The sequence below is a fragment of the Burkholderia sp. 9775_39 genome (assembly GCF_015712225.1).
Classification (GTDB): domain Bacteria; phylum Pseudomonadota; class Gammaproteobacteria; order Burkholderiales; family Burkholderiaceae; genus Burkholderia; species Burkholderia cenocepacia.
This window is the reverse complement of sequence record NZ_JACCQC010000004.1, coordinates 97,893-112,426: the sequence shown is the minus strand read 5'-3', so window position 1 is coordinate 112,426 and position 14,534 is coordinate 97,893. Positions and strand designations below refer to the sequence as shown.

Annotated in this window: 14 protein-coding genes; 4 read left to right on the top strand and 10 right to left on the bottom strand. The window is 67.6% G+C overall.

Translation table 11 applies throughout. The features are described 5' to 3' along the window. Positions 1-70 precede the first annotated feature (70 nt). From guaA to H0X90_RS07270, 5 genes are all read right to left on the bottom strand, one after another. On the bottom strand, positions 71-1,690 hold the full coding sequence (gene guaA, locus H0X90_RS07290; RefSeq protein ID WP_006495569.1) for a glutamine-hydrolyzing GMP synthase: 1,620 nt from the start codon (positions 1,688-1,690) through the stop codon (positions 71-73). A gap of 107 nt (positions 1,691-1,797) precedes the next feature. Continuing rightward, positions 1,798-2,406, bottom strand: coding sequence for a hypothetical protein (locus tag H0X90_RS07285; protein WP_006495568.1), 609 nt, complete (start codon positions 2,404-2,406; stop codon positions 1,798-1,800). Between the two features lie 6 nt (positions 2,407-2,412). Beyond that, the gene (guaB, locus tag H0X90_RS07280; protein ID WP_006488752.1) at positions 2,413-3,873 is read right to left on the bottom strand and encodes an IMP dehydrogenase; all 1,461 of its coding nucleotides are present in this window, start codon (positions 3,871-3,873) and stop codon (positions 2,413-2,415) included. A gap of 280 nt (positions 3,874-4,153) precedes the next feature. Further along, on the bottom strand, positions 4,154-4,960 hold the full coding sequence (locus H0X90_RS07275) for a DUF2182 domain-containing protein (protein WP_077190697.1): 807 nt from the start codon (positions 4,958-4,960) through the stop codon (positions 4,154-4,156). 28 nt (positions 4,961-4,988) lie between these two features. Then, positions 4,989-5,753 (bottom strand): DUF899 domain-containing protein, encoded by a 765-nt coding sequence (locus H0X90_RS07270; RefSeq protein WP_060263333.1) that lies wholly within the window; start codon positions 5,751-5,753, stop codon positions 4,989-4,991. Positions 5,754-5,867: 114 nt separating this feature from the next. Between H0X90_RS07270 and H0X90_RS07265 the strand changes: the two genes are divergently transcribed. From H0X90_RS07265 to H0X90_RS07255, 3 genes are all read left to right on the top strand, one after another. After that, positions 5,868-7,088: a helix-turn-helix domain-containing protein gene (locus H0X90_RS07265; RefSeq protein ID WP_077190682.1), complete on the top strand. Its 1,221-nt coding sequence runs from the start codon at positions 5,868-5,870 to the stop codon at positions 7,086-7,088. Positions 7,089-7,119: 31 nt separating this feature from the next. Further along, positions 7,120-7,806 (top strand): hypothetical protein, encoded by a 687-nt coding sequence (locus H0X90_RS07260; RefSeq protein ID WP_062911487.1) that lies wholly within the window; start codon positions 7,120-7,122, stop codon positions 7,804-7,806. Between the two features lie 121 nt (positions 7,807-7,927). Beyond that, a complete protein-coding gene (locus tag H0X90_RS07255) occupies positions 7,928-8,893 on the top strand; it encodes a DMT family transporter (RefSeq protein WP_077190683.1) in 966 nt (321 codons plus the stop codon). A 42-nt stretch (positions 8,894-8,935) separates the two neighbouring features. On the opposite strand, the gene H0X90_RS07250 is transcribed toward H0X90_RS07255, so the two are convergent. Both H0X90_RS07250 and H0X90_RS07245 read right to left on the bottom strand, forming a co-directional pair. Next, a complete protein-coding gene (locus H0X90_RS07250; RefSeq protein ID WP_006478513.1) occupies positions 8,936-9,259 on the bottom strand; it encodes an RnfH family protein in 324 nt (107 codons plus the stop codon). Positions 9,260-9,263: 4 nt separating this feature from the next. After that, positions 9,264-9,701: a type II toxin-antitoxin system RatA family toxin gene (locus tag H0X90_RS07245; RefSeq protein WP_006483809.1), complete on the bottom strand. Its 438-nt coding sequence runs from the start codon at positions 9,699-9,701 to the stop codon at positions 9,264-9,266. Positions 9,702-9,800: 99 nt separating this feature from the next. Here H0X90_RS07245 and smpB point away from each other — a divergent pair, with 99 nt between their 5' ends. After that, positions 9,801-10,247: an SsrA-binding protein SmpB gene (gene smpB / locus H0X90_RS07240; protein ID WP_006478511.1), complete on the top strand. Its 447-nt coding sequence runs from the start codon at positions 9,801-9,803 to the stop codon at positions 10,245-10,247. A 152-nt stretch (positions 10,248-10,399) separates the two neighbouring features. Here the strand turns inward: smpB and H0X90_RS07235 are convergent, their stop codons facing one another. From H0X90_RS07235 to ppsA, 3 genes are all read right to left on the bottom strand, one after another. Then, on the bottom strand, positions 10,400-11,335 hold the full coding sequence (locus H0X90_RS07235; RefSeq protein WP_006483815.1) for an SPFH domain-containing protein: 936 nt from the start codon (positions 11,333-11,335) through the stop codon (positions 10,400-10,402). Between the two features lie 33 nt (positions 11,336-11,368). Further along, positions 11,369-11,803, bottom strand: coding sequence for an NfeD family protein (locus tag H0X90_RS07230; RefSeq protein ID WP_034201587.1), 435 nt, complete (start codon positions 11,801-11,803; stop codon positions 11,369-11,371). 210 nt (positions 11,804-12,013) lie between these two features. Then, positions 12,014-14,416 (bottom strand): phosphoenolpyruvate synthase, encoded by a 2,403-nt coding sequence (gene ppsA, locus H0X90_RS07225; protein ID WP_006483823.1) that lies wholly within the window; start codon positions 14,414-14,416, stop codon positions 12,014-12,016. Positions 14,417-14,534: the final 118 nt, after the last annotated feature.

The following is a 14,534-nucleotide window of genomic DNA, read 5'->3' as shown; positions in this document are numbered from 1 at the left end:
TGCGAATTATCGCGACATCAAACGATGCGCAACAACGCAGGCGAGACCGATGCCGCTTCGGCCGGAAAGCTTATTCCCACTCGATCGTCGCCGGCGGCTTCCCCGAGATGTCGTACACGACCCGATTGATCCCGCGCACTTCGTTGATGATCCGGTTCGACGCGCGGCCGAGCAGCGCGTACGGCAGATGCGCCCAGTGTGCGGTCATGAAGTCGGTCGTCTGCACCGCGCGCAGCGACGTCACATAGTCGTACGTCCGGCCATCGCCCATCACGCCGACCGACTTGACCGGCAGAAACACCGCGAACGCCTGGCTCGTCAGGTCGTACCAGCTCTTACCGACGTCGGCCTCGCCGCACAGGCCGGCAGCCGCATCCTGCGCGGTTGCCGTCGTGCCGCGCAGTTCCTCGATGAAGATCGCGTCCGCGCGGCGCAGCAGGTCCGCGTACTCGCGCTTCACTTCGCCGAGAATCCGCACGCCGAGGCCCGGGCCCGGGAACGGATGGCGGTATACCATCTCCGGCGGCAGGCCGAGCGCGACACCCAGCTCGCGCACTTCGTCCTTGAACAGGTCGCGCAGCGGCTCGAGCAGCTTCAGGCCGAGCGTTTCCGGCAGGCCGCCGACGTTGTGGTGGCTCTTGATCGTCGTCGCCTTCTTCGTCTTGGTGCCGCCCGATTCGACCACGTCCGGGTAGATCGTGCCCTGCGCGAGCCACTTCGCCTTCGACAGCTTCTTCGCCTCGGCCTGGAACACCTCGACGAACTCGCGGCCGATGATCTTGCGCTTCGCTTCCGGATCGGTCACGCCGGCCAGATGGCCGAGGAACTGGTCGGATGCATCGACGTGCACGACCTTCGCATGCAGGCGGCCCTCGAACATGTCGAGCACCATCTTGCCTTCGTTCAGGCGCAGCAGGCCGTGGTCGACGAACACGCAGGTCAGCTGATCGCCGATCGCGCGATGGATCAGCGCGGCCGCGACGCTCGAATCGACGCCGCCCGACAGGCCGAGAATCACTTCCTCGTCACCGACCTGCTCGCGAATCTTCGCGACGGCTTCCTCGATGTGGTTCTTCATGATCCAGTCGGGCTTCGCGCCGGCGATCTGCAGCACGAAGCGTTCGATGATCTGGCGGCCCTTCACGGTGTGCGTGACTTCCGGGTGGAACTGCACCGCGTAGTAGCCGCGCGCCTCGTCGGCCATGCCGGCGATCGGGCAGCTCGGCGTCGACGCCATCAGCGCGAAGCCCGGCGGCAGCTCGGCAACCTTGTCGCCGTGGCTCATCCAGACTTTCAGCATCCCGTGGCCTTCGGCCGTCGTGAAATCCTCGATGCCGTCGAGCAGGCGCGTATGGCCGTGCGCACGCATTTCCGCATAGCCGAATTCGCGATGGTCGCTCCACTCGACCTTGCCGCCGAGCTGCACGGCCATCGTCTGCATGCCGTAGCAGATGCCGAGCACCGGCACGCCGAGATCCCATACGGCCTGCGGCGCGCGCAGTTGGTGGTCTTCGTACGTGCTCGCGTGGCTGCCCGACAGGATCACCGCCTTCGGCGCGAACTCGCGGACGAAGTCGTCGGACACGTCGTTCGGATGGATTTCGCAGTAGACGTGCGCTTCACGCACGCGCCGTGCAATCAGTTGGGTGACTTGCGAACCGAAGTCGAGAATCAGGATTTTGTCGTGCATGGCTGCGGACGGGATGAAGAGAATAAGAAAAGCAGCGCATCGAGCGCTGCGTCAAAAGCATGGACAGCGGCGTCGGGCGGCAGGCGGCACGCGCGACGCATCGCCGGTCAATCCTGCATCGGCGGGCGTTCGTCGAGGGCGACGCCGCCGCCCGACGATGCGCGGGAACCGGACGAGGCCGGCGACGATCCGGCCGGCGCCACGGGGCGGCCGACGACCGGCTCGACACGCTGCGCGGCAGGCGCCGACGCCGGCGCCATCGCCGGTTCGGCCGGCCGCTGCGCCGGTGCGCGCGCCTCGAGCGCCTGCGCTTTCTCGCGCCGGCGCACGGCCGATGCGAGCCGCACGCCGCCGAGGCCCAGCACGATCAGCGCGACCCCGGCCACGGCCGACAGCACCCGGCCGGCGGCCGCGAGCGCGGGCCCGCTGCCGGTGCCGATCGACCACACGACCGTCAGCACGCCGGTCAACCAGTACACATGGCCGACCGAGCGCGCGACGGGTGCCGTGAGGTCACCGTTGAACGCCGCATGAAACGCGAGCCACGCGAGCCCGAGCAGCGCGATGCCGAACGCCTGGCCGAGCATCGCCGGCTGGATGTTCGCCAGTTGCAGCGCATTGAACAGCGCCTGCCAGGGCGTCAGCACGAACAGCACGCCGAACGCCAGCAGCAGCACGGCGTCGACGATCAGCACGGCTCGCAGCAGCGGTTTCATCGGCGCTCAGTCCACGTGGTAGTTCGGCGCTTCCTTCGTGATCTGCACGTCGTGCACGTGCGACTCGCGCATGCCCGCCGCGGTGATCTGGACGAATTCGGCCTTCTCGTGCAGCTCGTCGATCGTCTTGCAACCGCAGTAGCCCATGCTCGCGCGCACGCCGCCGACCAGCTGGAACAGGATCGCGTTGACCGAACCCTTGTACGCGACGCGGCCTTCGATGCCTTCCGGCACGAGCTTGTCGATGTTCGCCGAATTGTCCTGGAAGTAGCGGTCAGCCGCGCCGTCCTTCATCGCACCGACCGAACCCATGCCGCGGTACGACTTGTACTGGCGGCCCTGGTACAGGAACACGTCGCCCGGCGCCTCTTCGGTGCCCGCGAACATGCTGCCCATCATCACCGCATTCGCGCCGGCCGCGAGGGCCTTCGACACGTCGCCCGAGAAGCGCACGCCGCCGTCGGCGATGCACGGCACGCCGGTACCCTTCAGCGCTTCCGCGACGTTCGCGATCGCGCTGATCTGCGGCACGCCGACACCCGCGACGATCCGCGTCGTGCAGATCGAACCCGGGCCGATACCGACCTTGACCGCGTCCGCGCCGTATTCGACCAGCGCCTTCGCGGCGGCGGCCGTCGCGATGTTGCCGCCGATCACCTCGACGTGCGGGAAGTTCTGCTTGACCCAGCGCACGCGCTCGAGCACGCCCTTGCTGTGGCCGTGCGCGGTATCGACGACGATCACGTCGACACCGGCCTGCACCAGCAGCTCGACACGCTCTTCGTTGTCCGGACCGACGCCGACCGCCGCGCCTGCGCGCAGCTTGCCGTGTTCGTCCTTGCACGCGTCCGGGTGTTCGGTCTGCTTCGTGATGTCCTTGACGGTCATCAGGCCGCGCAGTTCGAACGCGTCGTTGACGACCAGCACGCGCTCGAGGCGGTGGCTGTGCATCAGCGCCTTCGCTTCGGCGAGCGGCGTGCCTTCCTTGACCGTGACGAGGCGCTCGCGCGGCGTCATGATCGACTTGACCGGCTCGTCGAGGCGCGTTTCGAAACGCAGGTCGCGGTTCGTGACGATGCCGACCAGTTGCGGGCCTTCGACGACCGGGAAGCCCGAGATGCCATGCTGGCGCGACAGCGCGATCACGTCGCGCACCTTCATTTGCGGCGGCACCGTGATCGGGTCGCGGACGACGCCCGACTCGAAACGCTTGACCTTCGCGACTTCGCGGGCCTGTTCGGCCGGCGTGAGATTCTTGTGGACGATACCGACGCCACCCTGCTGCGCCATCGCGATCGCGAGGCGACCTTCGGTGACCGTGTCCATCGCGGCGGACACGAGCGGCATGTTCAGGGAGATGTTGCGGGTCAGCTTGGTCTTGAGGCTGGTGTCGCGCGGGAGAACGTCGGAGAAGGCGGGAACGAGGAGCACGTCATCGAAAGTGAGTGCTTTTTGGATCAGACGCATGGCAAATCCTATGGGCGCAAAAGCGAATTATACGCGAAGCGCCGCGAATTTTCACAACACGAACAACGGCTTAGCCGGTTTCGGCCGTTCGGGGGCCGAATCGTTCGGATCGCCGTTCGGTTCGTTTTCGATCGCCTTTCGTTTCACCGCCGCATCGCGCCATTCGCGCAACCGGCCGCCGGGCGGCGAGTGTCCGTGTCGCGGCGGGGCCACACGGCCGCGACGGCGGCGGCCGCGCGCACGGCCCGGCGCCCCGCCGAAGCGGCTTGCCCGCCCTGCCTCACGCCAGCCCGGCCGCACGGGCGATCATCGCCATGCCGCCCGCCACCACCCCGCAACCGACGATCCGCGCGACGCGCCCGCCGATCGACGCAGCGCGTTCGGCGGCGATTGCGACCGTCACGACGGCCATCACGCGCAGATCCATCATGCCGGCCGCCAGCGCGACGGCCATCAGGTTCCCGCAACACGCGCCGCACCGGATCGCGGCGCGCACGCCGTACCGCCACGCCGTGACGACCGCCACCCGCGACGGGTGCACGCCATGTGCCGCCGCGTGCCGGCAACCCGCCAGCCGGCGCGCCTTCCACGCGGAGAATTGCAACGCGCCCGCGGCCAGCACGACGACGCCCGCCGCGACCGGCATCGCACGGGCAAGCGCCGGCAGCCGGGCGGCGGCCGTCGTCAGCACCGCGCCGGCCGGAAACACGAGTGCCCCGAGCGCCATCCAGACCGAGAAGTACCCTGCGCCCGCGACGACGACGAGCCAGGCCGACCGCGCCGCCGCCGGACCGATGCGCTGGCGGTAGCACCAGAGCATCGGCGCGAGCACGGGCAGCATCATCGTCACCGTCATCGCGCCCCACATTCCGGCGAACGCCGCGAATGCGCGCCCGGTGCTCTGGCCGCACGGCCGCAGCCAGGCGGCCGAGGCCATCCAGCCGCCGGTCATCGGCTCGCCGCCCATCGCCGCCATCGACGTGTGCTGGGCCAGCGTCGCCAACGCGGCGACCGCGAACACGGCCGCGACCGCCGCGCCGAATGCGCGCGGATCGGCGGCCGCCTCACCGGTGGTCGTTCGTATCATCGCGCGCGCCCGTCCGTGGCCGGCCCGCTCAGCCGCGCGCGTACTCATCGTGACGGCGCCACCACGGGCCGGCCTCGTTGCGTCCGCGCGGCGCGCGGTCGAGCCACTGGTACATCCCCCACAGCCCGTCGAGGCCGCGCGCGTAGGTCGAATACGTGTGATAGATCGCGCCATCCTCGCGCACGAACGCGCTCATCCCCGGCCGGTCGAGCGAATACGTGGCCGCGTCGGTGCCGCACGTGGCCGCGAACTGCACGACGGGCGCCGGCGGCGGATCCATGTCCATCGCGTGACCGGCCCGCGCGTAGTTGTATTCGACGTCGCCCGCGCGCTGCTGCGTTTCGGTGAACGACACGTTGAAGTCGAAGTTGAAATCGCTGCCGACCGACGACGCCCACGGGAACGTCCACCCCATCCGCTGCCGGTACGCGAGCAGTTTCGCGAGCGGCGCGCGCGACACGGCCGCGAGCGTCACGTCGTGGTGCGCCAGATGCACGGCGAAGCCGTCGAAGCCGTCGGCGAGCGCCGAGCACGACGGGCAGCCGGCCTTGTAGTCGGGGCCGAACATGAAGTGATAGACCAGCAGTTGCGAACGGCCGCGAAACAGGTCGTCGAGCGTCGCCTGCCCTGCCTCGGTATCGAACCGGTAAGTCTTGTCGACGCGCACCCACGGCAGCGCCTGGCGCCGCCGCGCGAGTTCGTCGCTTTGCCGCGTCAGCGCCTTTTCCGCGTCGAGCAGCGCGCGGCGTTCGACCAGCCATTCGTCGCGGGTTCCGGTGAGATGGGTCGTCATTGCGGGTTCCTCCTTCCGATGGGTATCCGGGCACGGCGTACGGGGCCGTGTGCGTGGTGCTAGATTAGTGCCGGGCATCGGACCGGAGGGAGTGACAACTGTGTCGGGATTCGGATGGATTCGCTGATCACGGCGGCCGCGCGCGCGCTCGCGGCCGGTGACGCGCTCGGTGCGCTGAACCGCGTCGCGCTGCGCGACGATGCGCCGGCGCTCGCGCTGCGCGGGATCGCGCTCGCGCAGCTCGGCGATTTCGAACGCGCGCGCTCGCTCGTCCGCGGCGCCGCGCGTGCGTTCGGTGCGAAGGAAGCGGTTGCACGGGCGCGCTGCGTCGTCGCGGAAGCCGACATCGCGCTCGCGTCGCGCGACCTGCGCTGGCCGACGCGTGCGCTCGAGGCGGCCTGCGCGACGCTCGACGCACACGGCGACCGCCCGAACGCCGCGCATGCCCGCTATCTCGGGGTACGCCGGTTGCTGCTGATCGGCCATCTGGACGAAGCCGAGCGGCTGCTGGCGCATCTCGATCCCGCACCGCTGCCGCCCGCGTCGCGCGCCGCCCATGAATTGATCGCGGCCGGCATCGCGATGCGCCGCCTCCGCACGCACGCGGCCCGTGCGGCGCTCGCCCGTGCCCGCGCGGCCGCCCGCGCCGCCGGCATTGCCGCGCTGACGGCCGAGGTCGACACCGCGGCGCGCGTGCTCGACGCACCGGCCGCCCGGCTCATCGCACGCGGCACGTCGCGGCTCGTGCCGCTCGACGAAGTGGAGACGCTGTTCGAATCGAATGCGCTCGTCGTCGACGCGTGCCGCCACACGGTGCGCGATGCGCGCACGACCGTGTCGCTCGCGCGCCGCCCGGTGCTGTTCGTGCTCGCCCGTGCGCTCGGCGAGGCGTGGCCGGCCGACGTGTCGAGAAACGCGCTCGTCGCCGCCGCGTTCCGCGCGAAACAGGCGGACGAATCGCATCGCGCGCGGCTGCGCGTCGAGATCGGCCGGCTGCGGGCGGTGCTGCGCCCGCTCGCGAACGTCGTCGCGACGCCGCGCGGCTTCGCGCTCGAACCGCTCGGCGTGCGCGAAACCGTCGTCCTCGCGCGCCCGGTCGACGATCGCCATGCGGCCGTGCTCGCGCTCCTCGCCGACGGCGAAGCGTGGTCGAGTTCCGCGCTGGCGCTTGCGCTCGGCGCCAGCCAGCGCACGGTGCAGCGGGCGCTCGATTCGCTCGCGGAAACCGGCAAGGTCCAGGCGCTCGGCCGCGCACGCGCGCGCCGCTGGCTGACGCCGCCGCTGCCCGGATTCGCGACGACCTTGTTACTCCCGGTTGCGCTGCCGGGAGATTAGGATGGCCGCATCGAACGACGAGGTGACGAACATGAAACGCTCCACTGCAGACATCCTTCACGAGTACGGTCCGTTTCCGGGCGTCGACGGCGTGCACGGCGTCACGTTCGACGGGCAGCACGTGTGGTACGCGTCCGGCGACAAGCTGAACGCGCTCGACCCCGAGCGCGGCACGACGGTCCGTTCGCTCGACGTCGCCGCGCACGCGGGCACCGCGTTCGACGGTCGCCACCTGTTCCAGATCGTCGAGGACCGCATCGAGAAGATCGACCCCGAATCGGGTCGCGTGCTCGCGACGATCCCGGCGCCCGGCGGCGGCGCCGATTCGGGGCTCGCGTGGGCCGAAGGCACGCTGTGGGTCGGTCAGTACCGCGAACGCAAGATTCATCAGGTGGATCCGCAATCGGGCGCCGTGCTGCGCACGATCGAATCGAACCGCTTCGTCACCGGCGTGACGTGGGTCGACGGCGAGCTGTGGCATGGCACGTGGGAAGGCGACCAGAGCGACCTGCGGCGCATCGACCCGCGCACGGGCCAGGTGCTCGAGCAGATCGACATGCCGGCCGGCGTCGGCGTCTCGGGGCTCGAATCCGACGGTCACGACCGCTTCTACTGCGGCGGCGGCAACAGCGGCAAGCTGCGCGCCGTGCGCCGCCCGACGCGCACGCATGCCGACAGCGACGGCACGGCGGCGACACCCGATCCGGCAGACGGCTGATCCACCGCGCGCCCACGCTGCCAGGACGCGCCGCCCCGCGCCGAGTGCAGGAATGAACAAGACGCCGCCGCGACGGCATCGCTAAGATGCGCGCACGTCAATCATTTGTTCGGAGCGGTCGATGCAGCGCGGCGTGGTGTACGGTGTCCTGGCAGGCGCCCTGTGGGGCATGGTGTTTCTCGTGCCGCGGCTGCTGACCGATTTCTCGCCGCTGCTGCTGAGCGCCGGCCGCTATACGATGTACGGACTCGTGTCGCTCGCGGCCGCGTTGCCGGCCGCCCGCTCGCTGCTCGCGCGGCTGACCCGCGAGGATCTCGTCGCACTGGTGAAGCTCGCCGTCGTCGGCAACGTCGCGTATTACATGCTGCTGTCCGGCGCCGTGCACCTGATCGGCATCGCGCCCAGCTCCCTGATCGTCGGCGTACTGCCCGTGACCGTCACGCTCGCGGGCCTCGGCGACCACGGCGCCGTGCCGCTGCGGCGGCTCGCCGCCCCGCTCGCGCTGGTGATCGCGGGCATCGTCTGCATCAACGTCGACCTGTTCACGTCCGAAACCGCGCACGCCACGACGCTCGCCCAGAAGCTCGCGGGCATCGCCTGCGCGGCGGGCGCGCTCGCGAGCTGGACCTGGTATGCGGTGGCGAACGCGCGCTACCTGCAGCGCCATCATCGCTTCGGCGGCAACGAATGGTCGGTGCTGTGGGGTGTCGTGACGGGTTTGATCGGCGGGCTCTGCTGGCTCGCGATCCTCGCAGTGCCCGCCGGCACGGTGCAGGCGGCCGTCCCGGCATCGCGCTGGCAATTGTTCTGGCTGCTGAATCTCGTGCTCGCGATCGGCGCGTCGTGGCTCGGCAACGGGCTGTGGAATGCCGCGTCGAAGCGGCTGCCGCTCACGCTGTCGGGCCAGTTGATCGTGTTCGAAACCGTGTTCGCGATGCTGTACGCGTTCGTGTACGACCAGCGGATGCCGCACGCGCTCGAGATCGCCGCGCTCGTACTGCTGCTCGCCGGCGTGTACGGCTCGGTGCGACGGCACGGCGACACGCCGGGCAGCGCATCGACAAATGCAAACGCCGCGGCGCACTGAGCGCCGCGGCGTTTGATCAGACCAATCCGAGCGAACCGCGCGTCAGCGCGCGTCCTTGTGCATCCACTTGCGGCCCTCGATCGAGCCGGCGCGGCGGGATTTGTCGACGCGCCGCTGGCGCGCGAGCTTCGGATCGACGATCAGCGGGCGGTAGATCTCGACGCGATCGTGATCGACGAGCGGCGCATCGAGCGGCGCGAGCTTGCCGTAGACACCCGTCTTCGCGTGCGCGAGATCGATCTCCGGGTGCAGCGCGAGCACGCCGCTCGCATCGATGGCCGAACGCACGGTCGCGCCTTCGGGCAGCGACAGCGGAATCAGCGTCTGGCGGTCCGGCAGTGCGTAGCAGACTTCGATCGACAGCATCGCGTCACCCCTTCCCGTAGCGCTGATCGGCGCGCTTCACGAACGAATCGACGAACGTGTTCGCGATGTGGCTGAACACCGGCCCGATGATCTTCTCGAGCAGGATGCTCGAAAACTCGTAGTGCAGCGCGAATTCGATCTTGCACGCGTCGGCGCGCAGCGGGATGAAGCGCCATGAGCCCGTGAACTTCTTGAACGGCCCGTCCGCGAACTCCATGTCGATCCGGGTCGGACGCTGCTGCGTGTTGCGCGTCGCGAAATGCTGCTTGATGCCCTTGAAGTTGATGTCGATGCGCGCTTCCATCCCGCTCTCGTCCTGACGGCGAATCTCGACACCGCCGCACCAGGGCAGGAAATTGGGGTAGTCGGCCACGTCGGTGACGAGGTCGAACATCTGTTCCGCCGAGTGGCGGATCAATACGGTTTTCTGGACATCTGCCATAAATCGCGCGGCATCGCTTAAAGTGGGAACGCCAAGCCGGGCGATTCCCGCCCTGCTTTGCTAAAATCGTGATTTTAAACGAGTTGGCCCGATCCTTTCATGAGCATCATCGACAACAGGAAAGCGCACTTCGATTATCACATCGAGGAACGCTACGAGGCGGGGCTCGTGCTGGAGGGCTGGGAAGTCAAGGCGCTGCGCGCCGGGCGCGGCCAGATCAAGGAAGGCTACGTCGTGGTGAAGAACGCCGAGATCTTCCTGATCGGTACCCATATCAGCCCGCTGCCCGAAGCCTCCACGCACATCAAGCCCGACCCGGTGCGCACGCGCAAGCTGCTGCTGCACCGCGAGGAAATCAAGAAGCTGATCGGCAAGGTCGAGCAGCGCGGCTACACGCTCGTGCCGCTGAACTTCCACTACAAGGGCGGCCGCGTGAAGTGCGACATCGCGCTCGCGAAGGGCAAGAAGCTGCACGACAAGCGTGAAACCGAGAAGAAACGCGACTGGGAACGCGAGAAGGCACGCATCATGCGCGCCGGCACCTGACGCACCCTGCGCGCATCGCAAACGACACGGCCCGCTCGAAGCGGGCCGTGTTGCTTTGAACTGCCTGAATCGCGCGGCGGGTCGCCCGGCTGCGCGACGATTCGCCGCACGACGATGCGTGCGCGGCAACCGCGCGCGCATCGATTTCGGGCTCAGCCCTTCGCGACCGACGCCGCGCCCGCGCTCTTGACGATCGTCAGCGCCGACGAAATTGCGGTGCCGAGATCCGACAGGTTCGACGGCACGATCAGCGTGTTGCCCTGCTTCGCGAGATTCGAGAACGCGCCGACATACTGCTCGGCGACCTTCAGGTTCACCGCGTCCATCCCGCCTTGCGACTGGATCGCGCTCGCGATCTTCTGGATCGCCTGCGCGTTCGCCTCGGCCACCGCCAGAATCGCGGCGGCTTCGCCCTGCGCCTGATTGATCGCGGCCTGCCGCTCGCCTTCCGACTTCTGGATCGCGGCTTCGCGCGCACCCGACGCGAGGTTGATCTGCTCCTGCTTGCGACCTTCGGATGCGGCGATCAGCGCACGCTTTTCGCGCTCCGCGGTGATCTGCGCCTGCATCGCGTGCAGGATCTCCTTCGGCGGCGTCAGGTCCTTGATCTCGTAGCGCAGCACTTTCACGCCCCAGTTCGCCGCGGCCTGGTCGAGCGCCGACACGATGTTGTGGTTGATGAAATCGCGTTCCTCGAACGTCTTGTCGAGTTCGAGCTTGCCGACCACCGAGCGCAACGTCGTTTGCGCGAGCTGCGTGATCGCCAGCACGAAGTTGCTCGATCCATACGATGCCTTCATCGGATCGGTCACCTGGAAGTACAGCACGCCGTCCACCTGCAACTGCGTGTTGTCGCGCGTGATGCAGACCTGGCTCGGCACGTCGAGCGGAATTTCCTTCAGCACGTGCCGGTACGCGATGCGATCGACGAACGGCAGCACGATATTGAGGCCGGGCGACAACGTCGCGTGGTAGCGCCCGAAGCGCTCGAGCACCCATGCATGCTGCTGCGGCACGATCTTCACCGTCTTCGACACGATCACGATCGCGATGACGAGCAGGACAACCCAGATGATCAGCGAATCCATGAAATATTCCCTCCTTGTTGTATCAGCGGACGATCAGCCCGCGGGTTTCGCCACGACCACGAGGCAATTGCCGCGCACGGCGCTCACCTGGTACACGTGCGCATCGTCGCGCTCGCCGGCCGCGAGTTCGACGTCCCAGTCGGCGCCGCGATACTGCACGCGTGCGCGGCCGTCACGCCACGCGTCGACCGTGACGGTCGAGCCGATATCGAGATTGACGTCGGGATTCGTCGACGTGTCGCGCTTCTGCTTGCGACCGAGCCCCGAGCGGCGCAGCACGATCATCGCGACGATCGCGACCGCGGCCGCCGCGCCGAACTGCACGTGCGGCGCGAAACCGGCCAGTTGCAACAGCCCGCCGGCGAGAAAGCCGAGCGCGATCATCAGCAGATAGAACGTACCAGTCAGCAATTCGGCCACGACCAGCACGCCGCCCCCGACCCACCAGAACAGATGCCCCGACATCATTGTGGTCTCCAGAAAAACGTCCCCGATGCTCACTATATTCGTTGCGCTCGCAGCTGTGCGAAGCGGTCGGCACGCTTCGGACAGCCCGGCGAGTACCGACGAAAAAAAACACCCCGGTGCTTACCGGGGTGTTTATAGCACGAACCTTGCATTTTGCCTTCAACGAAAGTGCGGCGGACCGCCCTTTCGCCGAAGTTGCATCACGAATCGTTACTTGCGGTTGGCGGCGAGCGCCTGCCACGTATCGATGATCGTGTCGGGGTTCAGCGAGATCGACACGATGCCTTCGTCCGTCAGCCATTGCGCGAAGTCCGGGTGATCGGACGGGCCCTGGCCGCAGATCCCGACGTACTTGCCCATCTTGCGGCAGGTATCGATCGCCCGCTTCAGCAGGAACTTGACGGCCGGGTCGCGTTCGTCGAAGTCGACGGCCAGCAGCTCCATGCCCGAATCGCGGTCGAGGCCGAGCGTGAGCTGCGTAAGGTCGTTCGAGCCGATCGAGAAACCGTCGAAGTGTTGCAGGAACTCCTCGGCGAGGATCGCGTTGGTCGGGACTTCGCACATCATCACGAGGCGCAGGCCGTTTTCGCCGCGCTTCAGGCCGAACTTCTCGAGCAGGCCGACGACGCGCTCCGCCTGCTTCACGGTCCGCACGAACGGCACCATGATCTCGACGTTGGTCAGGCCCATCTCGTCACGCACGCGCTTCAGTGCACGGCATTCCATCTCGAACGCCTGCGCGAAGTCCTCGGCGATGTAGCGCGACGCGCCGCGGAAGCCCAGCATCGGGTTTTCCTCGTCCGGCTCGTAACGCGAACCGCCGATCAGCTTCTTGTACTCGTTCGACTTGAAGTCGGACAGACGCACGATCACGGGCTTCGGATAGAACGCCGCCGCGATCGTCGCGACGCCTTCCGTCAGCTTGTCGACGTAGAACTGGCGCGGCGACGCGTGACCGCGCGCAACGCTCTCGACCGCCTTCTTCAGGTCCTGGTCGATGTTCGGGTACTCGAGGATCGCCTTCGGGTGCACGCCGATGTTGTTGTTGATGATGAACTCGAGACGCGCGAGGCCAACACCGCCGTTCGGCAGTTGCGAGAAGTCGAACGCGAGCTGCGGGTTGCCGACGTTCATCATGATCTTGACCGGGATTTCCGGCAGTTCGCCGCGCTGCACTTCCGTGACTTCCGTCTCGAGCAGCCCGTCGTAGATCTTGCCTTCGTCGCCTTCCGCGCACGACACGGTGACGAGCGCGCCGTCCTTCAGGATGTCGGTCGCATCGCCGCAGCCGACGACGGCCGGCACGCCGAGTTCACGCGCGATGATCGCCGCGTGGCAGGTGCGGCCGCCACGGTTCGTGACGATCGCCGCCGCACGCTTCATCACCGGCTCCCAGTTCGGGTCGGTCATGTCGGCCACCAGCACGTCGCCCGGCTGCACGCGTTCCATTTCCGACGGGTCCTGGATCACGCGCACGGGGCCCGCGCCGATCTTCTGGCCGATCGCGCGACCCGTCGCGAGCACCTGCGACTGGCCCTTCAGCTTGAAGCGCTGCTCGGCCTTGCCGGTTGCCTGGCTCTTCACCGTTTCCGGACGCGCCTGCAGGATGAAGATCTTGCCGTCGCGGCCGTCCTTGCCCCACTCGATGTCCATCGGACGCTGGTAGTGCTTCTCGATGATGACCGCGTACTTCGCCAGCTCGATCACGTCTTCATCCGTGATCGAGTAGCGGTTGCGCTGCTCGTGCGGCACGTCGACCGTCTTCACGCGGCCCGGTTCGCCCGGCTGCGTGAATTCCATCTTGATCAGCTTCGAGCCGATCGAGCGGCGGATGATCGGGTACTTGTCCTGCGCGAGCGTCGTCTTGAACACGTAGAACTCGTCCGGGTTCACCGCGCCCTGCACGACGGTTTCGCCCAGGCCGTAGCTCGACGTGATGAACACGGCGTCCTTGAAGCCCGATTCGGTATCGATCGTGAACATCACGCCGGCGGCGCCGACGTCCGAGCGGACCATGCGCTGCACGCCGGCCGACAGCGCGACTTCGGCGTGCGTGAAGCCCTTGTGCACGCGATACGAGATCGCGCGGTCGTTGTACAGCGACGCGAACACGTGCTTCATGCGGTCGAGCACGTCCTCGATGCCGACGACGTTCAGGTACGACTCCTGCTGGCCGGCGAACGATGCGTCGGGCAGGTCTTCCGCGGTTGCGGACGAGCGCACGGCGAACGACAGCTCGCTCGGCGAGCCGTTCTTCAGCACTTCGAACTGCGCGCGGATTTCCTGCTCGAGGCGCGGCTGCAGCGGTGCGTCGACGATCCACTTGCGGATTTCGGCGCCGGCTTCGGCGAGCGCCTTCACGTCGTCGATGTCGAGCGACTCGAGACGCTTGGCGATGCGATCGGTGAGGTCGTTGTGCTTGAGGAAATCGCGGAACGCGAGCGCGGTCGTGGCGAAACCGGTGGGTACGCGAACGCCTGCTTCGGAAAGCTGGCTGATCATCTCGCCGAGCGACGCATTCTTGCCGCCCACGATCTCCACATCGGTCATCCGCAACTGCTCGAACGGAATTACATACGCCTGGTCCTTTGCGACGTTTGCTGCGTTAGTCATACAAGCCCCTAAGTGTGAAAAAAATGCTCGATCGCGCAAGTGGGCTCGAACGCGGGCGCTTGCAAAAAGGCGCGGCGCGTCTTGCGCAACCTGTTAGATAAACACTCGCAGCGGCGAA